The organism is Mesorhizobium sp. M0217 (assembly GCF_040321955.1).
Classification (GTDB): Bacteria; Pseudomonadota; Alphaproteobacteria; order Rhizobiales; family Rhizobiaceae; genus Mesorhizobium.
This window is the reverse complement of record NZ_JAMYSN010000007.1, coordinates 203,805-224,128: the sequence shown is the minus strand read 5'-3', so window position 1 is coordinate 224,128 and position 20,324 is coordinate 203,805. Positions and strand designations below refer to the sequence as shown.

Sequence of the window (20,324 nt, the reverse complement as noted above, 5' to 3'; positions counted from 1 at the left end):
AGCCGGATTGTTGCCTAAGCATCGGCCCAAAGATCGAAACCGATTTTTGGAAAGTCCGATGCATCGATTCAATACTGCTAGAGCGACCTTTGCGTGTCCAAAGGACGCGCGGCGCTCTAATACCGGCGCCGGATGAACCGGCGCCCTCGTTTAAAGGATGAATCGCGACAAATCTGTGTTTCGCGAGAGGTCGCCGACATGCTTTTCCACATAGGCGGCATCGATGGCGACGCTGGTGCCGTTGCGGTCCGGCGCGTCGTAGGAGATCTCGTCCAGCACACGCTCCATCACCGTCTGCAGGCGTCTCGCGCCGATGTTCTCGACACTGGCGTTGAGGTCGACGGCAATGCCGGCCAGCGAATCGATGGCGTCGTCGGTGAAGGTGAGATCGACGCCTTCGGTCTTCATCAGTGCGATATACTGCTTGATCAGGCTCGCCTCGGTCTCGGTGAGGATGCGAATGAAATCGTCCTTCTCCAGCGCCCGCAACTCGACACGGATCGGCAGGCGGCCCTGCAATTCCGGCAACAGGTCGGAGGGCTTCGAGACATGGAATGCGCCCGAGGCGATGAACAGGATGTGGTCGGTCTTCAACGGTCCATATTTGGTCGCCACCGTCGTGCCTTCGATCAGCGGCAGCAGGTCGCGCTGCACGCCTTCGCGTGAAACGCCGGCGCCCATGCCACCTTCGCGCGAGGCGATCTTGTCGATCTCGTCGAGGAAGACGATGCCGTCATTTTCGGTCGCGTCGAGCGCCCGGCGCACCACCTCGTCCTGGTCGAGCAGCTTGTCGGACTCGTCGTTGACCAGCAGCGCGTAGGATTCCTTGACCGTCGTCTTGCGCGCCTTGGTCTTCTTGCCACCCATCGCCTTCGACAGCATGTCGTTGATGTTGAGCACGCCGATATTAGCGCCCGGCATGCCGGGGATCTCGAAGCCGGGCATGCCGCCGGTGCCGGTGTCGGCAACCTCGATCTCGATCTCCTTGTCGTCGAGCTCGCCGTCGCGCAGCTTCTTGCGGAAGGAATCGCGGGTCGCCGGGCTCGCCGTCTTGCCGACCAGGGCTTCCAGCACGCGCTCCTCGGCATTGAGGTGCGCGCGCGCCTTCACGTCCTCGCGCATCTTCTCGCGCACCAGGCCGATGGCGATCTCGACCAGGTCGCGGATGATCTGCTCGACATCGCGGCCGACATAGCCGACTTCGGTGAACTTGGTGGCCTCGACCTTGACGAAAGGCGCACCGGCGAGTCGCGCCAGGCGGCGCGAGATCTCGGTCTTGCCGACGCCGGTCGGGCCGATCATCAGGATGTTCTTCGGCATCACCTCTTCGCGCATCTGGCCTTCCAGCTGCTGGCGGCGCCAGCGGTTGCGCAAGGCAATGGCCACGGCGCGCTTGGCGTCCTTCTGGCCGATGATGAAGCGGTCGAGTTCCGAAACGATTTCACGGGGAGAGAAGGTGGTCATATCACTAGATTCCACTTTGCCACTGCTTGATGGACTCGAACGGATGCAGCAGCATGATCACGTTGAGCGTCAGATTGTCCCGGATGAGGTAGCCGACACCCAGTTCGAAGATGAGGGCGAGGCCGACGATGCTCCATATAGGTAGCTTTCGCGCCATCACAAATCCCAGCACCATGGCCAGCGTGTCGGACACCGAATTTATGATCGAGTCGCCATAGTAATCCAGCGAGATGGTGCCGGCGCGGTAGCGCTCGATGATGAACGGGCTGTTTTCCAGGAGTTCCCAGCCGCCCTCGATGACGACGGCGAAAGCCAGGCGCAGACCGATTGGCGAGCGCGGGAACAGGAACCAGGCCAAGGCGTAGAACAGGAAGCCGTGGATGATGTGCGAGAACGTGTACCAGTCGGAAATATGCTGGGAATTCTCCGAACTGTTCACCACACCGTGCCAGAGTTTGACGTAACCGCAGGTGCAGATCGGCGTGCGGCCCATGCCGTAAAGCGCGCCGGCCTGGAAGATGAGCAGAGCGAGCACGAGCAGAAGCCCCATCCGCCAGCTGTCTTCGTAGGCCGAGTAATTTTTGGCAGTGCCCGGTGTCGCCATCAACTCATTCCCCTTCTTCCGCGTCGCTCTCTTTGGCACCGACAGCCATCAGCACGACGTCCCCATATCTAGAGTGCCTGCGATCGATAGCCCTGAACCCCGCTTTTTCATAGGCGCGGATGGCGCGGCCATTGTCGGGATGCGGATCGATTATGATGCGCGGCGCGCCTTCCTCGAACAGTTGCTCGACGAATTGCCTGACAATCGCCGAGCCATGACCTTTGCCGACCAGGTCCGGCACGCCGATCGACAGGTCGATGCCGAGCGTGCCAAACGGCTGGTCGGCATAGGGATGGCCGTCTTCCAGATGCGGATCGTAGCTCTGCAGATAGGCGATCGGCCTGCCGTCGAGCTCGACGATCAGCGGCTCTACAGAAATAGAGTCAATGTGCTCCCGGATTTCGGCGATTTCCGTCTCCGGATCGTCCCACCATTCGGCGACATGCGGCTCGGCCAGCCAGCCGGCGATCATCGGCAGGTCTTTTTCGGTAACCGGTCGAAAATCATAGAGCACCGGCGGGTTAGCCGGCATCGAGCGTTTCGACAACAAAGTTGTTGTTGGTATAGACGCAAATGTCGGAGGCGATCTGCATCGCCTTGCGGGCGATCTCCTCGGCATCCTTGTCGCTGTCCATCAGCGCGCGGGCAGCGGCCAGCGCATAGTTGCCGCCGGAACCGATGGCCATGACGCCGAATTCGGGCTCCAGCACGTCGCCGGTGCCGGTGAGCGCCAGCGAAACCGACTTGTCGGCCACCAGCATCATCGCTTCCAGCCGGCGCAGATAACGGTCGGTGCGCCAGTCCTTGGCGAGCTCGACGCAGGCGCGCGTCAACTGGTCGGGATATTGTTCGAGCTTGGCTTCCAGCCGCTCCAGAAGGGTGAAAGCATCCGCCGTGGCGCCGGCGAAACCCGCAATGACATTGCCGCCTTTGCCGATGCGGCGCACCTTTTTGGCGTTGCCTTTCATGATGGTCTGGCCAAGGCTGACCTGGCCGTCGCCGGCGATCACCACCTTGTTGCCCTTGCGCACCGTCACGATGGTCGTGGCGTGCATGCTCAGTTCATTCGACATTTTTAGCTCCGATTCGCGCGATCCCGATAAGGCGATTGGCGCGCGGTACGAGTGATTTCGATCGGCCATATGTATGCATGGGGCGGGTGATTGCAAACGGCGTCCGCCATGGCCGGTGGCTGTCCGCATCGCAACTGGCAATCGCCGGATCATGCTGCTAGAAGGCTTTCGTTTTCAAGCAAATGACAGCTTGGAACCCCGTCTTGAGTTTCGAACCCCTCAGCCAAGGACAAGGTCATGGCGTCCCGTTCCGCCGAAGTCAGCCGCAAGACCAAGGAAACCGAGATCAGCGTCTCGGTCCATGTCGACGGCACCGGAAAATCCGACATGTCGAGCGGCGTCGGCTTCTTCGACCACATGCTGGACCAGCTGTCGCGCCACTCGCTGATCGACATCACGGTGAAGGCCAAGGGCGACCTGCACATTGACGACCACCACACGGTCGAGGACACCGGCATTGCGATCGGCCAGGCGCTGGCCAAGGCGCTGGGCGAGCGGCGCGGCATCATGCGCTACGCCTCTGTCGACCTTGCCATGGACGAGACGCTGACGCGGGCCGCGATCGACGTGTCGGGCCGTCCGTTCCTGGTCTGGAATGTCGCCTTCTCGTCGCCCAAGATCGGCACGTTCGACACCGAACTGGTGCGTGAATTCTTCCAGGCGCTGGCGCAGAATGCCGGCATCACGCTGCATGTCACCAACCATTATGGCGCCAACAACCACCATATTGCCGAGACCTGCTTCAAGGCGGTGGCGCGCGCGCTGCGTTTCGCACTGGAGCGCGACCCGCGCCAGCCGGAAGCGGTTCCCTCCACCAAGGGATCTCTGAAAGGGTAGGCTGATGGCCATCTATGTCGTGATGGAACCGCCAGGCCGCACCGAGGCGGCCGACGCAACCATTTTTGTCCGCGACGGTTTTTCCTGGCTGGCTTTCCTGGTGGCGCCGCTGTGGCTCGCTTGGCACCGGCTTTGGATCGAGGCGGCGCTCGCCTTCGTCGCCATGGGGCTCATCTCGGTGCTCGGCCAATGGCTGGGACTGGACTGGGCCGGCTCCGCACTGTCTTTACTGGTGTCGCTCTATATCGGGCTGGAAGGCCAAGGGTTGCGGCTCGCAGCGCTGCGCCGCGGCGGCTGGCATGAATGGGGCGTCGTCGAAGCCGACAATCCTGACGATGCCGACATTCGCCAGTCACTGGACGCCGAGGCGCTTGCCGATGAGCCGGCGCCGCTGCCGCGCATCGTGCCGGACGCCAGCCTGGCCCGGCCGGCGCAGACCGGGCTGACGCTGGGCCTGAGCCATACGCCGGGAAAAGCCTGAGATGCGGGTCGCGATCATCGATTACGGGTCGGGCAATCTGCGCTCGGCCACCAAGGCCTTCGAGCGCGCCGCGCATGAAGCCGGCATTGCGGCTGCCATCGAGCTGACCGCCGATGCCGAGCGTGTGCGCAGCGCCGACCGCATCGTTTTGCCCGGCGTCGGCGCCTATGCCGATTGCGCGGCGGGCCTGCGCGGCGTCGCCGGCATGTGGGAAGCGGTGGAAGAGGTAGCGATCGCCAAGGCGCGGCCGTTCCTCGGCATCTGCGTCGGCATGCAGCTGATGTCGGAGCGCGGCCTGGAAAAGACCGTGACCAAGGGCTTCGGCTGGATTGCCGGCGACGTCAAGGAGATCACGCCCGCCGATCCGGCACTGAAGATCCCGCAAATCGGCTGGAACACCATCGATCTGGAGCGCAAGCACCCGCTGTTTTCGGGTATTGCGACCGGGCCTAAGGGTCTGCACGCCTATTTCGTTCATTCCTACCATCTCGACGCGACAAGGCCGGACGAAGTGCTGGCCGTCGCCGATTATGGCGGCCCGGTAACGGCGGCGGTCGCGCGCGGTAACCTTGCCGGCACGCAATTCCATCCGGAAAAGAGCCAGGCGCTCGGCCTGGCACTGATCACCAACTTCCTGCGCTGGAGGCCTTGAGATGAGCAAGAAGGGCTACTGGATGGCGATGGTCGATGTGACCGATCCGGAAAACTATCCGAAATACATCGCCGCCAACAAAGCGGCGTTCGACAAATACGGCGCGAAATTCCTGACGCGAGGCGGTCAGTCGTCAAGCCCGGAAGGGCCATCCGGCAATCGCCATGTGATCGTCGAGTTCGAAAGCTACGAGGTCGCGCTGGCTTGCTTCCATTCCCCCGAATACCAGGCAGCGCTGAAATTCCGGCGCGCTTATTCGACCTCGCATTTCGCCATTGTGGAAGGGGTCTGAACGGTGATCCTGTTTCCGGCCATCGACCTCAAGGACGGCAAGTGCGTGCGGCTGAAGCACGGCGATATGGCGACCGCGACCATCTACAATGACGACCCTGCGGCCCAGGCCAAGGCCTTCGAAGAGCAAGGGTTTGAATGGCTGCATGTCGTCGACCTCAACGGCGCCTTCAAGGGCCAGAGCGTCAACAGCGCGGCGGTCGGCGCCATCCTCAAGGCGACGAAAAACCCGGTGCAGCTCGGCGGCGGCATCCGCACGCTGGCGCAGATCGAGGACTGGCTCGACCGCGGGCTGGCCCGCGTCATCCTCGGCACGGTGGCGGTGCGCGATCCCGACCTGGTCCGGGAAGCCTGCAAGGAATTTCCTGGAAAGATCGCCGTGGGCATCGACGCCAAGGGCGGCAAGGTGGCGGTCGAAGGCTGGGCCGAGGCCTCCAGCCTCGGCGTCATCGAACTGGCGCGGAAATTCGAAGGCGCCGGCGTTGCCGCCATCATCTACACCGATATCGACCGCGACGGCGTTCTGACCGGAATCAACTGGGACGCCACCATCGACCTTGCCAATGCGGTGTCGATCCCGGTCATCGCCTCGGGCGGGCTGGCCTCGATCGCCGACATCGTGCGCATGACCATGCCCGACGCAAAGAAACTCGAAGGCGCCATCTCCGGCCGCGCGCTCTATGACGGGCGCATCGACCCGGCCGAGGCGCTGGCGGTGCTGCAGGGCAAGGCGATGGAGACCCGGCCGTGAAAATCTCCATCATCCTGGCCTCCTATGACAGCGGCCACTATCACGGCGGCATGGGCCGAGGCCCGGATGCACTCATCGCCGGCGGGCTTGTGGACGCGCTGACGCTCACCGGGCATGACGTCGTCGTCACCGATATCGGCAGGGTTGGCGACGAACAACAGCGCGAGATCGCCACCGGCTTTGCCGTGTGCGGTGCCGTCTCCGGCGAGGTCCGCATCGCCATAGACCGCGGCCGGTTTCCCATCGTGCTGGCCGGCAATTGCCTGACATCGGCCGGTGCGGTTGCCGGCGAGGATGCCGATGCGATCATCTGGGCCGACCAGCATGGCGATCTCAACACGCCGGAGACGTCCATCTTCGGCTTCCTCGACGGCATGGCGCTGGCCACGGTTCTCGGCCTGTGCTGGAAGCCGATGGCCTCGGCCATCCCCGGCTTCAGGCCTATCGATCCGGCGCGCTGCGTGCTGGTCAACGCGCGCGATCTCGATCCGGCCGAAACAGAGCTGTTGAAGACTTTGCCGGTCATCCGCACCGAATGCCCGGACTGGGCCACGGCCTGCGACAGGCTGAAGGCGCCGGACGCGAAGCGGGTGCACCTGCATCTCGATCTCGACGTGCACGACCCCGGGGCGCTGCAGGCCAACCGCTACACCACGCCCGGCGGCCCGGAGCCGAAACAGCTGCGCCAGGCTGTCTGCGGCATGGCCGGCCTGCTGCCGATTTCCGGCATTACCATTTCCGCCTATGATCCGGCGTTCGATGCGCAGGCCGAGGTTCCGCCGCTGGTCGGCGAACTGCTAAGCGAGTTGCTGGCGACGATGGACAAGGGCTGATGCTGAAGGCCCGAGTCATCCCTTGCCTCGACGTCAAGAACGGCCGCGTCGTCAAGGGGGTCAATTTCGTCGACCTCATCGATGCCGGTGATCCGGTCGAGGCGGCCAAAGCCTATGACGCGGCCGGCGCTGACGAGCTTTGCTTTCTCGATATCACCGCGTCGTCCGACAACCGTGAAACCATCTTCGACGTCGTCGCCCGCACCGCCGAACAATGCTTCATGCCGCTGACCGTCGGCGGCGGCGTGCGCCAGGTCGCCGATATCCGCAAACTGTTGCTGGCCGGCGCCGACAAGGTGTCGATCAACACTGCGGCGGTGAAGAATCCCGATTTCGTCGCCGAAGCCGCCGACAAGTTCGGCAACCAGTGTATTGTCGTCGCCATCGACGCCAAGAGGGTGTCGGCGCCCAAAGAGCCCGGCCGCTGGGAGATCTTCACCCATGGCGGCCGCGAAAAGACCGGCATCGATGCGGTCGAGTTCGCGCGAAAAATGGTTGATCGCGGCGCTGGCGAGATTCTTTTGACCTCGATGGACCGTGACGGCACCAAGGCCGGCTACGACATTGCGCTGACCCGCGCGATAGCCGATGCGGTTCGCGTGCCAGTCATCGCGTCGGGCGGCGTCGGCACGCTCGACCATCTGGTCGAGGGCATTCGCGACGGCCATGCCGGCGCCGTGCTCGCCGCCTCGATCTTCCATTTCGGCACTTACACGATTACGGAAGCCAAGGCGCATATGGCCGAGGCCGGGCTGCCGATGCGCCTGGACTATCCGGTTCAATCCACTCCACAAAGGCTGTAGGCTGCGCCATGGCTGAATTTTCGCTGTCCGATCTGGAAACGATCATTGGCGAACGCGCCCGTTCCGGCGACCCGGACTCGTGGACGGCAAAACTGTTCGCCAAAGGCATCGACAAGGCGGCGCAGAAGCTTGGTGAAGAGGCAGTCGAGACCGTCATTGCCGCCGTCAAGGGCGACGAGAAAGCCCTCGTTTCCGAAAGTGCCGATCTCATATACCATTGGCTCGTCGTGCTTGGCATGGCCGGCGTTTCGCTGGGCGAGGTGCTGAAGGAGCTTGAGGGCCGCACCGGCCGTTCGGGCGTCACTGAAAAGGCATCCCGGCCGAAAGGCTGACCGCTAGAGCCGGATGATTTCGGGCCGAGGCCTTAAATCTGAATCCGTCTCTAAATTGATAGAGGGAGCATGATGTCGCCCGAAAACCGCTTCACACTTTTCGGCATCATGCTCTAGAGGGCAGGAAACTCGATGGACCAGCTCGCTCCGACCGAGAAATATTCCCCCTATCGTTTCTTCTCGGCCGAGCAATGGTCGAACTTCCGCGCCGACACGCCGATGACGCTGGGCGAAGACGAGATCAACCGTCTGCGCTCGCTGAACGATCCGGTCGACCTGGAAGAAGTTAAGCGCATCTATCTGTCGCTGTCGCGGCTGCTTTCGGCGCATGTCGAGGCCAGCCAGCTGCTGTTTCGCCAGCGCCAGGCCTTCTTCAACGCGCTGGATGTGGTCAAGACACCGTTCATCATCGGCATTGCCGGTTCGGTTGCGGTCGGCAAATCGACCACGGCGCGCGTGCTGAAGGAGCTTCTGGCGCGCTGGCCGTCGAGCCCCAAAGTCGATCTGATCACCACCGACGGTTTTCTCTTACCCAACAAGGTGTTGCGGCGCGACAATCTGATGGAGCGCAAGGGCTTTCCTGACAGCTACGATGTCGGTGCGCTGCTGCGTTTCCTCTCGGGCATCAAGTCGGCGCAGCGCAATGTCCGCGCGCCCGTCTATTCGCATTTGACCTATGACGTCATTCCCGGCGAGTTCGTCACCATCGACCGGCCAGACATTCTGATCTTCGAAGGCATCAACGTTCTGCAACCCGGCAAATTGCCGAAGGACGGCAAGATCGTGCCGTTCCTGTCGGATTTCTTCGATTTCGCCATTTATATAGATGCCGACGAGAAGCTGATCCACCAATGGTACATCGCCCGCTTCATGCGCCTGCGCGAGACGGCCTTCCGCAATCCGGACTCCTTCTTCCACCGCTATTCGCAGCTTTCGGAAGACGCCGCGCGCGCCATTGCGGAAGGCTTGTGGGCCAACATCAACCTGAAAAACCTGCGCGAGAACATCGTGCCGACACGGGCGCGGGCCGACCTCATCCTGCGCAAGGGCGCCAATCACCTGGTCGAGGAAGTGGCGCTCAGGAAACTGTGAAATCCTGCCCTATCGGTTGAAATCAAAGGCTATAACTTAAAGTCATCTTAACCCAGACTCGCCTATTGTTGCGCGTGATCCGCGGGCTTGGGCAGGCAATGAACGCGCCATTCCTTCATATCGATCGGCCGGCAGCAGGCCCCCCCGTGCGTCCGCAGGACGGGACGGCGACCGTTGCGCTGATCGTGCCGGTGCACAACGAGGAAGCCGCGATCGCTCCGTTTCTCAAGGCGGTCTGCGCAAGCATCGACCCGCTGAAGGAAACGTTCGAGCTCATCTTCGTCAATGACGGCAGCACGGACGCCACGCTGGAGCGGCTGATCGAGGCGCAGCGCGCCGATCCGCGCATCCAGGTGATCGACCTGTCGCGCAATTTCGGCAAGGAAGCCGCGATGACCGCCGGGCTCGATTGCTGCGACGCCGATGCCGCCATCCCGATCGACGTCGACCTGCAGGATCCGCCGCATGTCATTCCGCTGCTGATCGAAACATGGCGCGAAGGCTTCGAGGTGGTCCTGGCCAAGCGCACCGACAGGTCGAGCGACAGTTTCGTCAAGCAGCGCTCTGCCTCGATGTTCTACCGCGTCCACAACTGGATCGCGCAGCAGAAGATTCCGCACGATGTCGGCGACTTCCGGCTGATCGACCGCCAGGTGATCGAGGCGCTGCGTTCGCTGCCGGAGCGTCGCCGCTTCATGAAAGGCCTGTTTGCCTGGGTCGGGTTCCGCACCGCAACGGTCGAGTATGTCCGCGACCAGCGCATCGCCGGGCAGTCGAAATTCTCCGGCTGGAAGCTGTGGAACTTCGCGCTTGAGGGCATCACCAGCTTCTCCACCGCGCCGCTTGAGATCTGGACCTATGTCGGCGCTGTCATCTCGGCGCTGTCGTTCCTGTACGGCTTGGTGATCGTCGCCAAGACGATGATCTTCGGTATCGACGTGCCCGGCTATGCTTCGCTGCTGGTCAGCGTGCTGTTCCTCGGCGGCATCCAGCTGCTCGGCATCGGCATTGTCGGGCAGTATCTCGGCAGGGTCTATGCCGAGATCAAACAGCGCCCGATCTACATCGTGCGACGCACATTCGGGGGCACCGACTGATGGAACTCGACGCCTATCGCAACATGGCAGCGACCGAAGACAAGCACTGGTGGTTCTGCGGCCGCCGGGCCATTGCCGAAGCCGTCATTCGTGGTCTTGACCTGCCGCAGGTCGCGAAAATACTTGAAATCGGCGCCGGCACCGGCGGCAACATCGCCATGCTGGAACAGTTCGGTAAGGTCTGCGCAGTCGAAATGAGCGATCTCGCGCGGCAGATCGCGCGTGAGAAGACCGGCCACGACTTTCTTCCCGGTCACCTGCCCGACAACATCCCGGTCGCACCGGCAAGCTTCGATCTCATCTGCCTGTTCGACGTGCTGGAGCATGTCGCCGAGGACGAGGCCTCCCTGGAGGCGATCCGCCACATGCTGAAACCGGGCGGCCGGGTGGTGCTGACGGTTCCGGCGCATCAGTGGCTGTGGAGCACGCATGACGTCGGCCTGCATCACATGCGCCGCTATTCGCGCAGCCTGCTGCGTGGGCGCATCGAAAAGGCCGGGTTCGCGATCGACCGACTAAGCTATACCAACGCCGCGCTCTTTCCCGTCGCGGCACTGGCACGGCTGATGGACAGAGTGCGCAAGCCGCCCCGGCCAGCAGGCCATGCGACGCCGCCGAAGCCCATCAATGCAGCGATGAAGGCAATGTTTTCGGCTGAGGGCCATATCGTGCCGAATGCAGCGCTGCCGTTCGGCGTTTCGTTGCTGGCGGTGTTTCGCAACGACGTAGCGTCCGATGGCCGTCGCTTCGGCGACCGGCTGGCGGCCTGACCGCATCATGCCCGGCGTTGGCTTGTATCGTCGCCTGTCGCGCTTTGCCCTGATTGGCATAGCATCGACGCTGATTTATGCGATTTGCGCTTTCCTGCTGTCGGCACTTCCGGGCTCCGCCTTGCCGGCGGCGTCGGCTTCGGTCGTCGCCTACATCATTGCGGCGTTCTTCTCCTATGCCGGCCATAAATACGTGACCTTCGTCTCGTCGGGTTCGCATGGATTCGAAGCCCCGCGCTTCTTTCTGCTGACAGCACTTGGGCTCGGTTTTTCCTGGTTGTTGCCGCTGATCCTGGTCAATGGTCTTGGTGCCAAACCGGTGCTGTCGATCGCTGTGATCTGCGTCGTCGTGCCGGCGTTCAATTATTTCGTCCTCGATCGGTGGGTGTTCGCGCCCGGCGCCAGGATACGGGCAGCATCATGAGTGTCTCGAACGACGTTGGTGCCCTGAACGGCTGGCGCAGCCATGATCTGGCGACGTCATTGCTTTCCAATCGCAATCTCCTCGCCATCGCCGCCATCACGATCTTCTCGGTCGTCTATCAGACGCGTTGGGGAACGATACCGGACACGAGTTGGCTGATCACGGTCTGCGAACGTATGCTCTCCGGCGAGCGACTTTATTCCCAAATCTACGAGACCAATCCTCCGTTCAGCGTATGGCTTTATTTGCCGCCAGTGGCTGCGGCCAAGGCGCTGGGAATCGCTCCGGAAATTCTGGTTCAGGCCTGGACATATCTGGCTGCACTTGTCGGGCTTTCGTTCTCGGGCGCGATCGTCAAGCGCGCCGGCTTTGCCGAAACGGCATCGCTGTTTGCGCTGGCGCCTGCCTTCTACGCGATGCTGGTGATCTTTCCCGGCAATGCCTTCAGCGAGCGCGAGCACATCGGCATTGCGCTGTTCATGCCGCTGTTGGCGCTTCACGCCTGGCGCGCACGGGAAGATGCGGCGGCGCCACCGAGCGCGGGTCTTGCCGTTCTTGCCGGCCTGTCGGGCAGTGTGCTGCTTCTTGTCAAACCCTATTATGCGATCATGGTGCTGGCGCCGGCGCTGCTCGTTGCAGCGCGTCGGCGCAGCTTGAGGCCCGTTTTCGCCCTGGAGCACTGGGTCATCGGCGGGGTCTGTGTTGCCTATGGCGGGCTGATCACACTGATCTACCCGGAATTCCTTCGCGACGTTTATCCGCTGCTGGCGGAGGTCTATTCAAATATCACCATTTTCTGGCCTATCATCGGCCGCTACATTTTTGCGTGGTTTTTTTTGCTGACCTCAGTTTGTCGGATGTGGCCAGCCAGGCGGTTTCCCGAGTTGGCGGCGGTAGCGTTGACCGCATCTATCGCCGCTATGTTACCGTTGTTCTATCAGGCGAAAGGTTGGCCCTATCACGCCTATCCAGTCAATTTCTGCATGGTGGCATCCATTATTTGTTTGCTGGCAATCCCGAAGTCCGAGCGGCAATCGTCGACTTTGTTGCCCTTTTTGTCAGGTCCAACACGTGCTCTGGGGTTGGCGGGCCTGGCGGTCGCCTTCCTTCCGTATTGGATCACGCTGAAGCCAGATGCCGCGATGGTAGCCACCACGCGTGCCGCGACCTATCGACCGACGGTCGCGTTGATGGGTTCCGACCTATCGGCCGGACATCCACTGGTTCGAATGATCGACGGGCAGTTCGTTTCTACCCATGTAAGCGATTGGCTGGGAGCGTTCTCGCTCTATCTGTCCATGGCGGCGATCCTTTCCGGTGATACCGCCAAAGCGACGCACTATGATGCGATCGTGGTGCGCTATGCTGAAAGCAAACTAGAAGAGTTCGAGCGCCTGCGTCCTGATATCATCGTCTTCGAGAAAGACGACACTTACTGGACAGACCGACTGAAGAAACGCTTTGGCTTTGGCACCATCCTGACCCAATATCATTGGCTCGCGGAAAACGACGCTGTGCGCGTTTATCTGCGCAACGACTACATCCGTCCCACCCCTCCGCCAGATAAGCTCGTCATATCGCTCTCGTCACCCGCCGCAGCGTCAGATTGATCCGGCCGCCATTTTTCAGCAGCGCCGAGGTCGACGGGTAGATGCGGTCGACGCCATGGAAGCAGAGCCGGCCTTCGCCGCCGAGCACGACGACGTCGCCGCTTTTCAGGCGGAACGATTTGGTGCCGCCGTCGCGTGTGGCCCCCCTGCCCGTCACTTGGCCGACCCGGAACAGGCAATCGTCGCCAAGCGACACCGAGACCACTGGGGCCGAGAAATCGGCTTCGTCGCGATCCTGGTGCAGACCCATTTTGGCGTCCTGCGCATAGAAATTGACCAGGCAGGCCTCCGGCGGATTCGGATAGGCGGCGACCTCCCGCCACAATTGCAGCAGCGCGTCCGGGATCGGCGGCCATGGCTCTCCGGTGAGTGGGTGCGTTGGCTGGTAGCGATAGCCCAGCTCCTTGTCGGTGACCCAGCCGAGCGTGCCGCAATTGGTCATGCGCACGCTCATCTCCTTGCCGGTCCGCGGCATCGCCGGCACGTACAGCGGCGCCCGCTGTACAATTGTCCTCACCTCTTCCACCAGCGCTTCCTGCGCCGCGCGGGACAGATAGCCGGGCATATGGCGGACGCCTTTGGGCAGAACGAGCATGACTTCGCCTCCGGTTGATACTGAAACCATGCCACCGCCAATCAGAGACGGCGACCCGAAAGCCACCGTTGTCGGTCTCCCTTGCTGTGGCAATGGTGAAACCTTGCGTCTGCGGTTCCGAAGGGGAGGCCGCTTTATGCACGCAGTCGGCGCGGTCCTTAGTCGTTCTCTACCCGGCCGCGCAGCTTTTTGATCGTGCCGCGCCCTGCCTTGCTTTGCAGCCGCCGCTCCACCGAGCCTTTCGACGGCCTGGTCTTCTTGCGCAGCGGCGGCGGCGGTTCCGCGGCCTTGGCGACCAGCGCCGTCAGCCTTGCCCGGGCATCGGCCCGGTTCTGCTCCTGGGTGCGGAAGCGGCCGGCCTCGATGACGATGACGCCGTCCTTAGTGGCGCGCTGGCCGGCGAGCTTGATCGTGCGCGCGCGCACGCGTTCGGACAGGCCAGCCGCATTGGCGGCGTCGAAGCGCAATTGGACGGCGGTCGCCACCTTGTTGACGTTCTGGCCGCCGGGACCCGACGAGCGGATGAAATCCTCGTGCAGGTCGCCCGGATGGATTACGGCTTCGTCTGATATGATGATGTCGTCGATAGGCATGCCGCAGTCATGGCGCGGCGGACCAAAAAAGAAAAGGCCCGATCGAGATCGCGCCTTTCAAGGATGCTTCGGTGAAGACGCCTCGACTATTCCGCAGCTTCCTGCAGGCGGGGTGCTGCGCCGAGCACGACGGCATCGACATGGCTCTCGAATTTCTCGAAGTTGACGGCGAACATGCCGACCAATCGCGCTGCCTGCCGGTCATAGGCTGCCTTGTCAGCCCAGGTCGAACGCGGGTCGAGAATGGCGCTGTCGACGCCAGGCACAGCAACCGGCACCTCGAAGCCGAAATTGGCGTCGGTGCGGAAACCGGACGCCTTCAACAAACCGTCAAGCGCTGCGGCCAGCAAGGCGCGCGTCGCCTTGATCGGCATGCGCTTGCCGGTGCCGTAGGCGCCGCCGGTCCAGCCGGTGTTGACCAGCCAGCAATCGGCGCCGTGGCGGGCGATCAGCTCGCGCAGCAGATTGCCGTATTCCTTGGGGTGGCGCGGCATGAACGGGGCGCCGAAGCAGGTCGAGAAGGTCGCTTCCGGCTCGGTAACGCCCTTCTCGGTGCCGGCCACCTTGGCGGTGTAGCCGGAGAGGAAGTGGTACATCGCCTGCGCCGGGGTCAGCCGGGCGATCGGCGGCATGATGCCGAAGGCATCGGCGGTCAGCATGATGATGTTTTTCGGGTGGCTGGCCCGTCCGCTCTTCGAGGCATTGGGGATGAAATCCAGCGGATAGGCGCAGCGCGTGTTTTCGGTGAGCCGGCCGTCGTTGAAGTCCGGCACGCGGTCGGCGTTGAGCACTACATTTTCCAGCACCGTGCCGAAACGCTGCGTGGTGGCGAAAATCTCCGGCTCGGCCTCGGCCGACAGCCGGATCGTCTTGGCGTAGCAGCCGCCTTCGAAGTTGAAGATGCCGTGCGGTCCCCAGCCGTGCTCGTCGTCGCCGATGAGCGTACGTGACGGATCGGCCGACAGCGTCGTCTTGCCCGTCCCGGAAAGCCCGAAGAAGATCGCTGCGTCGCCGCCCGGGCCCTCATTGGCCGAGCAGTGCATCGGCATGACGCCCTTTTCCGGCAGCAGATAGTTGAGCATGGTGAACACCGATTTCTTCATCTCGCCGGCATAGGAAGTGCCGCCGATGAGCACGATCTTGCGGGTGAGATCGACCGCAATCACCGTTTCGGTGCGGCTGCCGTGGCGGGCCGGATCGGCGCGGAAGGACGGCAGGTCGATGATCGTCATCTCCGGCACGAAATCCTCAAGCTCGGCGGCCTGCGGGCGGATCAAAAGATTGCGGATGAACAGCGAGTGCCAGGCGAATTCGGTGATGACCCGCGTCGGCAGCTTCAGCTCGGCATCGGCGCCGCCGACGAGGTCCTGCACATAGAGATCGCTATTCGCGGCGTGGACAAGGAAATCGGCGAGCAGCATTTCGAACTGGCCCGCCGAAATCGCCTTGTTGTTGTCCCACCAGACATGGGGCTCGGTGGCGCCATCGCGGACGACAAACTTGTCCTTGGGCGAGCGGCCAGTGTGCTGGCCGGTCTCGGCAAGCAGCGCGCCGCCGGCGGTCAACCGGGCCTCGCCACGACGGATCGCTGCCTCATAAAGGGCTGCCGCACCAAAATTATAATGCACCGTGCCGGTGGTTTTCAGGCCGATACGATCGATCGCGCAAGCAGAATTGCGTTTGCCGACTTCCGACATCAAGGGTCCCTTCTTCTGGATTCGCCGCACTTTGCCGGCGCGTTTCCGGCGAGCCCGCGTTAGGGGCTGAGACGGTGAGAACCAGAAAACTCGAATGATATCAAATCATTAATCGATTTAAAAATTTTGAAAGTTGTTTAAATCGTTTATATGTGCAAAAAATCACGGTGGTTGCCCAAAGGATTGGCACACAGTGTTCGTCCAACCCGTGTAGAGGTTCCGATGGGGCCGCCGGCAAGCCGTCCGCGACAGCGGGTGGAGCCTGTGCCACGTTTTGTACCTAATTTGTCCTGCAAAAGCCCCTTCTCTAAGACAGAAGGGACAGCTCATGAGGGAGCCGCTTGAAATGGCAACAATCGCGCTTGTCGATGACGACCGCAACATTCTGACATCGGTGTCGATCGCCCTCGAGTCCGAGGGGTATCGCGTCGAGACCTACACGGATGGTGCGTCGGCGCTGGAAGGCCTGGCGGCGCGGCCGCCGAATCTCGCCATCCTCGACATCAAGATGCCGCGCATGGACGGCATGGAGCTGTTGCGCCGGATGCGGCAGAAGTCCGACCTACCGGTGATCTTCCTGACCTCGAAGGACGATGAGATCGATGAGCTTTTCGGCCTCAAGATGGGCGCCGACGATTTCATCCGCAAACCGTTCTCGCAGCGCCTGCTGGTCGAGCGGGTGCGCGCCGTGCTGCGCCGCGCCAGCGCCCGCGAAGCTGCGGCAAAGGCGCCCAGCCAGCAGGCCCGTTCGCTGGAACGCGGCCAGCTGGTCATGGACCAGGAACGCCATACCTGCACCTGGAAGGGCGAGCCGGTGACGCTGACGGTCACCGAATTTCTCATCCTGCACTCGCTGGCGCAGCGCCCCGGCGTGGTAAAAAGCCGTGATGCGCTGATGGATTCGGCCTATGATGAGCAGGTCTATGTCGACGACCGCACCATCGATAGCCACATCAAGCGGCTGCGCAAGAAGTTCAAGGCCGTCGATGACGACTTCGAAATGATCGAAACCCTTTACGGAGTCGGATACCGGTTCCGCGAAGCTTGAGTTGATGCATGTCGCCCAAAAGTGGTCGCGTTTTTGGGACGACGACATGCATAAAACCAAAGACTAGGCGGGAGCTGCTATTCGATGGCAGTGGATGTACAGCGGAGCAGACGAACGAGCGCTGTCAGGCGGTCGCGGATTCTGCCCGCATTCCTGTCGAGGTTGACGGTGCCGATGCGCCGCTTCCTCGGCCACCACATCTTTTCCAGCCTGACCCGGCGCATCCTGTTCCTCAACCTGGCCGGCCTCGCCGTGCTGGTCACCGGCATCCTCTATCTCAACACCTTCCGCGACGGGCTGATCGACGCCCGCGTCGAAAGCCTGATGACGCAGGGCGAGATCATCGCCGGCGCCATTGCCGCGTCGGCAACGGTCGAGACCGATTCGATCAGCATCGATCCGGAAAAACTGCTCGAACTGCAGGCCGGTGAAAGCCTGGGGCCGGGCTCAGACCAGCTCGACAATCTGGATTTCCCGATCAATCCCGAGCGCGTCGCGCCGGTGCTGCGGCGGCTGATTTCGCCGACGCGCACCCGGGCCCGCATCTATGACCGCGACGCCAATCTGCTGCTCGATTCGCGCCATCTCTATTCGCGCGGCCAGATCCTGCGCTACGACCTGCCGCCGGTCGAGGACGAGCAGCCGGATATGCTGGAGCGCGTGCAGAAATTCGTCTTCGACTTCTTCCGCAACAAGGACCTGCCCGTCTACCATGAGCAGCCCGGCGGCAACGGTGCGGCCTTCCCGGAAGTGGTCAAGGCGCTGACCGGCAGTCCATCGACGATCGTGCGGGTGAGCGAACAAGGCGAGCAGATCGTTTCGGTGGCGGTGCCGATCCAGCGCTTCCGCGCCGTTCTCGGCGTGCTGATGCTGTCGACGGAAGGCGGCGACATCGACAAGATCGTCGCCGCCGAGCGCAAGGCTATTTTGCGCGTGTTCGGCATCGCCGCCCTGGTCACCGCCATCCTGTCGATGCTGCTCGCATCCACCATCGCCAATCCGCTGCGCCGGCTATCGGCGGCGGCAGTGCGGGTGCGGCGCGGCGTCAAGAGCCGCGAGGAGATCCCCGACTTTTCCGACCGCCAGGACGAGATCGGCAATTTGTCGGTCGCGGTGCGCGACATGACCAATGCGCTCTATGCCCGCATCGAGGCGATCGAAAGCTTCGCCGCCGATGTCTCGCACGAGCTGAAGAACCCGCTGACCTCGCTGCGCAGCGCGGTGGAGACCTTGCCGCTGGCCAAGAACGACAATTCACGCGGCAGGCTGATGGAGATCATCCAGCACGATGTCCGGCGTCTCGACCGGCTGATCACCGACATTTCCGATGCCTCGCGCCTCGACGCCGAACTGGCGCGTGAGGATGCCGCCACGGTCGATTTGAAGAAATTCATTACCGATCTCGTCGCCGTGTCGCGCGAAGCGACGCGCAACAAAAAGGCTGTCGAGATCGAATTCAAGGCCGCCAAGCTGCCGCAAGGCGTCAAAGGCTATTTCGTCACCGGCCATGATCTGAGGATCGGCCAGGTCATCACCAATCTGATCGAGAATGCCCGCTCCTTCGTGCCGGAGGACCACGGCCATATCGCCATTTCCCTGGCACGCTCGGGCAAGGTCAACATCGTCACCGTCGACGACAACGGCCCCGGAATCCGCGCCGACGCCATCGACCGCATCTTCGAGCGCTTCTACACCGACCGCCCGGCGGGCGAGGCGTTCGGCCAGAATTCGGGGCTTGGCCTGTCGATATCCAGGCAGATCGTCGAAGCCCATGGCGGCACGCTGACCGCCGAGAACATCCCCGGCACCAAGCCCGGCGACATCAAGGGCGCGCGCTTCGTCGTTACGCTGCCGGCCGAAGGCTGATCGCGGCTGCGCATGCCCGATCCCACCGCGGAACCCGAGAACATCCATGCCACCGCAGTCCTGATTGGCGAGCGGGGCGTCCTGATCACCGGGCCGTCCGGCTCGGGCAAGACAACGCTGGCGCTGGCGCTCATCGACCATTTCAGCCGGCTCGGGCTGTTTGCGCGGCTGATCGGCGACGACCAGCTGTTTGTCGCGGCGCGTTTCGGGCGGCTGGTCTGCCATGCGCCCGCCAGCATCGCCGGCCTCACAGAGGTGCCCGGACTTGGTCCGAAGCCGCTTTTGTTCCAACCTGTTGGGGTCATCGACCTTACGATCCAGCTGGTTGCCGCAAACGCTGTGGAGCGTTTCCAGGAAGAGTCGAGCGCGACCATTGCCGGCTGTGTGGTGCCGCGCATCGACCTCGTTCAGCGCAACGTCACTGCGGCTTTGCCGGCGGTAATGGCGCGGCTGGCGATTGCGCCTTTCGTATGATCCGCCGCCGGTTTTTTGCTGCAATGCGTCAAATTGGCCATGGCCGACGCAATTTTGGGCTTGTCAACGCGCCGCGCGTCGACAAGATAGCGCTCCCGCCGCCTGGGATGGCCGGCGAGCATAAAAAGCGCCTGTGAAGCGGCGATGACGGGAGCCACCATAGAATGATCGGACTCGTGCTTGTAACGCACGGTCAACTGGCCGCCGAGTTCCGCCATGCCGTGGAACATGTCGTGGGGCCACAAGACAATTTCGAAACCGTGGCAATCGGCGCCGATGACGATATGGAGCAGCGTCGGCGCGATATCGTCGACGCCGTCGGCCGCGTCGACACCGGGACCGGCGTCATCGTTCTGACCGATATGTTCGGCGGCACGCCTTCCAACCTCGCCATTTCGGTGATGGAATCCGGTCGCACCGAGGTCATCGCCGGCATGAACCTGCCGATGCTGATCAAGCTGTCGTCGATCCGCAAGGGCGACAACATGGCGACCGCGCTCGACGAGGCGCAGGCCGCGGGGCGCAAATACATCAACGTCGCAAGTCAGCTGCTGAGCAGCAAATGAACGCGCTGTCGCCCGGTGAGATCGTGCGCGAGTTCCCGATCGTCAACCAGCGCGGCCTGCATGCGCGCGCCTCGGCGAAGTTCGTCCAGGTCGCCAGCGGCTTCGACGCCACCGTCCATGTCGAGAAGGATGGTCTCAAGGTCGGCGGCACCTCGATCATGGGGCTGATGATGCTGGCGGCGAGCCCCGGTTATTCGATCCGCGTCACCGCCAGCGGCGCTGAAGCCGCAGCGGCGATGGACGCGCTGGAGCAGCTGGTCGCCTCGCGCTTCGGCGAAGAGTGCTGAAGTTTTTGCTTTGAACGCCGTTGTCCCAAAACCGCGGGATACTTTTGGGCGGCATGCATCCCCGTAAAACACATACGCGCATAA

General features: G+C 62.6%; 25 protein-coding genes. 18 read left to right on the top strand and 7 right to left on the bottom strand.

Annotated elements, in window-relative coordinates; translation table 11 throughout:
* Positions 1–150 precede the first annotated feature (150 nt).
* The 4 genes from hslU to hslV are packed head-to-tail and all read right to left on the bottom strand — an operon-like array spanning position 151 to position 3,141.
* Positions 151–1,464, bottom strand: coding sequence for an ATP-dependent protease ATPase subunit HslU (gene hslU, locus NKJ18_RS14870; RefSeq protein WP_023672325.1), 1,314 nt, complete (start codon positions 1,462–1,464; stop codon positions 151–153).
* Positions 1,465–1,468: 4 nt separating this feature from the next.
* The gene (locus NKJ18_RS14865) at positions 1,469–2,068 is read right to left on the bottom strand and encodes a DUF2585 domain-containing protein (RefSeq protein WP_023695986.1); all 600 of its coding nucleotides are present in this window, start codon (positions 2,066–2,068) and stop codon (positions 1,469–1,471) included.
* 4 nt (positions 2,069–2,072) lie between these two features.
* Complete coding sequence (locus NKJ18_RS14860) at positions 2,073–2,600, bottom strand: GNAT family N-acetyltransferase (RefSeq protein ID WP_352758537.1); 528 nt, start codon at positions 2,598–2,600, stop codon at positions 2,073–2,075.
* Positions 2,590–3,141 carry an ATP-dependent protease subunit HslV gene (hslV, locus tag NKJ18_RS14855; RefSeq protein ID WP_023672322.1) on the bottom strand — a complete coding sequence of 184 codons (552 nt, stop codon included), beginning with the start codon at positions 3,139–3,141 and terminating at the stop codon, positions 2,590–2,592. Before hslV ends, NKJ18_RS14860 begins: the two co-directional genes overlap by 11 nt.
* 237 nt (positions 3,142–3,378) lie before the next feature.
* Here hslV and hisB point away from each other — a divergent pair, with 237 nt between their 5' ends.
* The 13 genes from hisB to NKJ18_RS14790 all read left to right on the top strand — a co-directional run bounded on the left by hisB (position 3,379) and on the right by NKJ18_RS14790 (position 13,114).
* A complete protein-coding gene (gene hisB, locus NKJ18_RS14850; RefSeq protein ID WP_023672321.1) occupies positions 3,379–3,978 on the top strand; it encodes an imidazoleglycerol-phosphate dehydratase HisB in 600 nt (199 codons plus the stop codon).
* A 4-nt stretch (positions 3,979–3,982) separates the two neighbouring features.
* Complete coding sequence (locus NKJ18_RS14845; protein ID WP_023739747.1) at positions 3,983–4,459, top strand: DUF2628 domain-containing protein; 477 nt, start codon at positions 3,983–3,985, stop codon at positions 4,457–4,459.
* 1 nt (position 4,460) lies between these two features.
* Positions 4,461–5,111, top strand: a complete 651-nt coding sequence (gene hisH, locus NKJ18_RS14840; RefSeq protein ID WP_023681413.1) for an imidazole glycerol phosphate synthase subunit HisH — start codon at positions 4,461–4,463, stop codon at positions 5,109–5,111.
* Position 5,112: 1 nt separating this feature from the next.
* A complete protein-coding gene (locus tag NKJ18_RS14835) occupies positions 5,113–5,403 on the top strand; it encodes a DUF1330 domain-containing protein (protein ID WP_023672318.1) in 291 nt (96 codons plus the stop codon).
* Between the two features lie 3 nt (positions 5,404–5,406).
* Positions 5,407–6,153, top strand: a complete 747-nt coding sequence (gene hisA, locus NKJ18_RS14830; protein WP_352519343.1) for a 1-(5-phosphoribosyl)-5-[(5-phosphoribosylamino)methylideneamino]imidazole-4-carboxamide isomerase — start codon at positions 5,407–5,409, stop codon at positions 6,151–6,153.
* Positions 6,150–6,986, top strand: a complete 837-nt coding sequence (locus NKJ18_RS14825) for an arginase family protein (protein ID WP_352519342.1) — start codon at positions 6,150–6,152, stop codon at positions 6,984–6,986. The genes hisA and NKJ18_RS14825 overlap by 4 nt, the downstream gene beginning before the upstream one ends.
* The gene (gene hisF / locus NKJ18_RS14820; protein WP_352758556.1) at positions 6,983–7,789 is read left to right on the top strand and encodes an imidazole glycerol phosphate synthase subunit HisF; all 807 of its coding nucleotides are present in this window, start codon (positions 6,983–6,985) and stop codon (positions 7,787–7,789) included. Before NKJ18_RS14825 ends, hisF begins: the two co-directional genes overlap by 4 nt.
* Before the next feature lie 8 nt (positions 7,790–7,797).
* Positions 7,798–8,121, top strand: a complete 324-nt coding sequence (locus tag NKJ18_RS14815; protein ID WP_023681408.1) for a phosphoribosyl-ATP diphosphatase — start codon at positions 7,798–7,800, stop codon at positions 8,119–8,121.
* A 132-nt stretch (positions 8,122–8,253) separates the two neighbouring features.
* A complete protein-coding gene (coaA, locus tag NKJ18_RS14810; protein ID WP_023672313.1) occupies positions 8,254–9,213 on the top strand; it encodes a type I pantothenate kinase in 960 nt (319 codons plus the stop codon).
* A gap of 146 nt (positions 9,214–9,359) precedes the next feature.
* Positions 9,360–10,310: a glycosyltransferase family 2 protein gene (locus NKJ18_RS14805; RefSeq protein WP_352758534.1), complete on the top strand. Its 951-nt coding sequence runs from the start codon at positions 9,360–9,362 to the stop codon at positions 10,308–10,310.
* Positions 10,310–11,080, top strand: a complete 771-nt coding sequence (locus tag NKJ18_RS14800) for a class I SAM-dependent methyltransferase (protein ID WP_352758532.1) — start codon at positions 10,310–10,312, stop codon at positions 11,078–11,080. Before NKJ18_RS14805 ends, NKJ18_RS14800 begins: the two co-directional genes overlap by 1 nt.
* Positions 11,046–11,504, top strand: coding sequence for a GtrA family protein (locus NKJ18_RS14795; protein WP_352758530.1), 459 nt, complete (start codon positions 11,046–11,048; stop codon positions 11,502–11,504). Before NKJ18_RS14800 ends, NKJ18_RS14795 begins: the two co-directional genes overlap by 35 nt.
* Positions 11,501–13,114, top strand: a complete 1,614-nt coding sequence (locus NKJ18_RS14790; protein WP_352758528.1) for a hypothetical protein — start codon at positions 11,501–11,503, stop codon at positions 13,112–13,114. The genes NKJ18_RS14795 and NKJ18_RS14790 overlap by 4 nt, the downstream gene beginning before the upstream one ends.
* Here the strand turns inward: NKJ18_RS14790 and NKJ18_RS14785 are convergent.
* From NKJ18_RS14785 to NKJ18_RS14775, 3 genes are all read right to left on the bottom strand, one after another.
* Complete coding sequence (locus NKJ18_RS14785) at positions 13,077–13,709, bottom strand: alpha-ketoglutarate-dependent dioxygenase AlkB family protein (protein WP_352758526.1); 633 nt, start codon at positions 13,707–13,709, stop codon at positions 13,077–13,079. The two genes, NKJ18_RS14790 and NKJ18_RS14785, sit on opposite strands and share 38 nt — an antisense overlap.
* Positions 13,710–13,867: 158 nt before the next feature.
* A complete protein-coding gene (gene arfB, locus NKJ18_RS14780; RefSeq protein ID WP_352758525.1) occupies positions 13,868–14,302 on the bottom strand; it encodes an alternative ribosome rescue aminoacyl-tRNA hydrolase ArfB in 435 nt (144 codons plus the stop codon).
* An 86-nt stretch (positions 14,303–14,388) separates the two neighbouring features.
* Positions 14,389–15,999: a phosphoenolpyruvate carboxykinase gene (locus NKJ18_RS14775; RefSeq protein WP_352758523.1), complete on the bottom strand. Its 1,611-nt coding sequence runs from the start codon at positions 15,997–15,999 to the stop codon at positions 14,389–14,391.
* A gap of 346 nt (positions 16,000–16,345) precedes the next feature.
* On the opposite strand from NKJ18_RS14775, the gene NKJ18_RS14770 reads away from it, so the two are divergent.
* From NKJ18_RS14770 to NKJ18_RS14750, 5 genes are all read left to right on the top strand, one after another.
* The gene (locus tag NKJ18_RS14770) at positions 16,346–17,047 is read left to right on the top strand and encodes a response regulator transcription factor (RefSeq protein WP_010912942.1); all 702 of its coding nucleotides are present in this window, start codon (positions 16,346–16,348) and stop codon (positions 17,045–17,047) included.
* Positions 17,048–17,131: 84 nt separating this feature from the next.
* The gene (locus NKJ18_RS14765) at positions 17,132–18,913 is read left to right on the top strand and encodes a sensor histidine kinase (protein WP_023672307.1); all 1,782 of its coding nucleotides are present in this window, start codon (positions 17,132–17,134) and stop codon (positions 18,911–18,913) included.
* 12 nt (positions 18,914–18,925) lie between these two features.
* Positions 18,926–19,387: an HPr kinase/phosphorylase gene (locus NKJ18_RS14760; RefSeq protein WP_352758522.1), complete on the top strand. Its 462-nt coding sequence runs from the start codon at positions 18,926–18,928 to the stop codon at positions 19,385–19,387.
* A 164-nt stretch (positions 19,388–19,551) separates the two neighbouring features.
* Positions 19,552–19,953, top strand: coding sequence for a PTS sugar transporter subunit IIA (locus tag NKJ18_RS14755; protein WP_023672304.1), 402 nt, complete (start codon positions 19,552–19,554; stop codon positions 19,951–19,953).
* The gene (locus NKJ18_RS14750; RefSeq protein ID WP_023672303.1) at positions 19,950–20,240 is read left to right on the top strand and encodes an HPr family phosphocarrier protein; all 291 of its coding nucleotides are present in this window, start codon (positions 19,950–19,952) and stop codon (positions 20,238–20,240) included. Before NKJ18_RS14755 ends, NKJ18_RS14750 begins: the two co-directional genes overlap by 4 nt.
* Positions 20,241–20,324 lie beyond the last annotated feature (84 nt).

Excerpts from the sequence above, each read along its gene's own strand:
- hslU (WP_023672325.1), bottom strand. The coding sequence starts at position 1,464 with ATGACCACCTTCTCTCCCCGTGAAATCGTTTCGGAACTCGACCGCTTC.
- NKJ18_RS14865 (WP_023695986.1), bottom strand. The coding sequence starts at position 2,068 with ATGGCGACACCGGGCACTGCCAAAAATTACTCGGCCTACGAAGACAGC.
- NKJ18_RS14860 (WP_352758537.1), bottom strand. The coding sequence starts at position 2,600 with ATGCCGGCTAACCCGCCGGTGCTCTATGATTTTCGACCGGTTACCGAA.
- hslV (WP_023672322.1), bottom strand. The coding sequence starts at position 3,141 with ATGTCGAATGAACTGAGCATGCACGCCACGACCATCGTGACGGTGCGC.
- hisB (WP_023672321.1), top strand. The coding sequence starts at position 3,379 with ATGGCGTCCCGTTCCGCCGAAGTCAGCCGCAAGACCAAGGAAACCGAG.
- NKJ18_RS14845 (WP_023739747.1), top strand. The coding sequence starts at position 3,983 with ATGGCCATCTATGTCGTGATGGAACCGCCAGGCCGCACCGAGGCGGCC.
- hisH (WP_023681413.1), top strand. The coding sequence starts at position 4,461 with ATGCGGGTCGCGATCATCGATTACGGGTCGGGCAATCTGCGCTCGGCC.
- NKJ18_RS14835 (WP_023672318.1), top strand. The coding sequence starts at position 5,113 with ATGAGCAAGAAGGGCTACTGGATGGCGATGGTCGATGTGACCGATCCG.
- NKJ18_RS14815 (WP_023681408.1), top strand. The coding sequence starts at position 7,798 with ATGGCTGAATTTTCGCTGTCCGATCTGGAAACGATCATTGGCGAACGC.
- coaA (WP_023672313.1), top strand. The coding sequence starts at position 8,254 with ATGGACCAGCTCGCTCCGACCGAGAAATATTCCCCCTATCGTTTCTTC.
- NKJ18_RS14800 (WP_352758532.1), top strand. The coding sequence starts at position 10,310 with ATGGAACTCGACGCCTATCGCAACATGGCAGCGACCGAAGACAAGCAC.
- NKJ18_RS14795 (WP_352758530.1), top strand. The coding sequence starts at position 11,046 with ATGGCCGTCGCTTCGGCGACCGGCTGGCGGCCTGACCGCATCATGCCC.
- NKJ18_RS14790 (WP_352758528.1), top strand. The coding sequence starts at position 11,501 with ATGAGTGTCTCGAACGACGTTGGTGCCCTGAACGGCTGGCGCAGCCAT.
- NKJ18_RS14785 (WP_352758526.1), bottom strand. The coding sequence starts at position 13,709 with ATGCTCGTTCTGCCCAAAGGCGTCCGCCATATGCCCGGCTATCTGTCC.
- arfB (WP_352758525.1), bottom strand. The coding sequence starts at position 14,302 with ATGCCTATCGACGACATCATCATATCAGACGAAGCCGTAATCCATCCG.
- NKJ18_RS14775 (WP_352758523.1), bottom strand. The coding sequence starts at position 15,999 with ATGTCGGAAGTCGGCAAACGCAATTCTGCTTGCGCGATCGATCGTATC.
- NKJ18_RS14770 (WP_010912942.1), top strand. The coding sequence starts at position 16,346 with ATGGCAACAATCGCGCTTGTCGATGACGACCGCAACATTCTGACATCG.
- NKJ18_RS14765 (WP_023672307.1), top strand. The coding sequence starts at position 17,132 with ATGGCAGTGGATGTACAGCGGAGCAGACGAACGAGCGCTGTCAGGCGG.
- NKJ18_RS14760 (WP_352758522.1), top strand. The coding sequence starts at position 18,926 with ATGCCCGATCCCACCGCGGAACCCGAGAACATCCATGCCACCGCAGTC.
- NKJ18_RS14755 (WP_023672304.1), top strand. The coding sequence starts at position 19,552 with ATGATCGGACTCGTGCTTGTAACGCACGGTCAACTGGCCGCCGAGTTC.
- NKJ18_RS14750 (WP_023672303.1), top strand. The coding sequence starts at position 19,950 with ATGAACGCGCTGTCGCCCGGTGAGATCGTGCGCGAGTTCCCGATCGTC.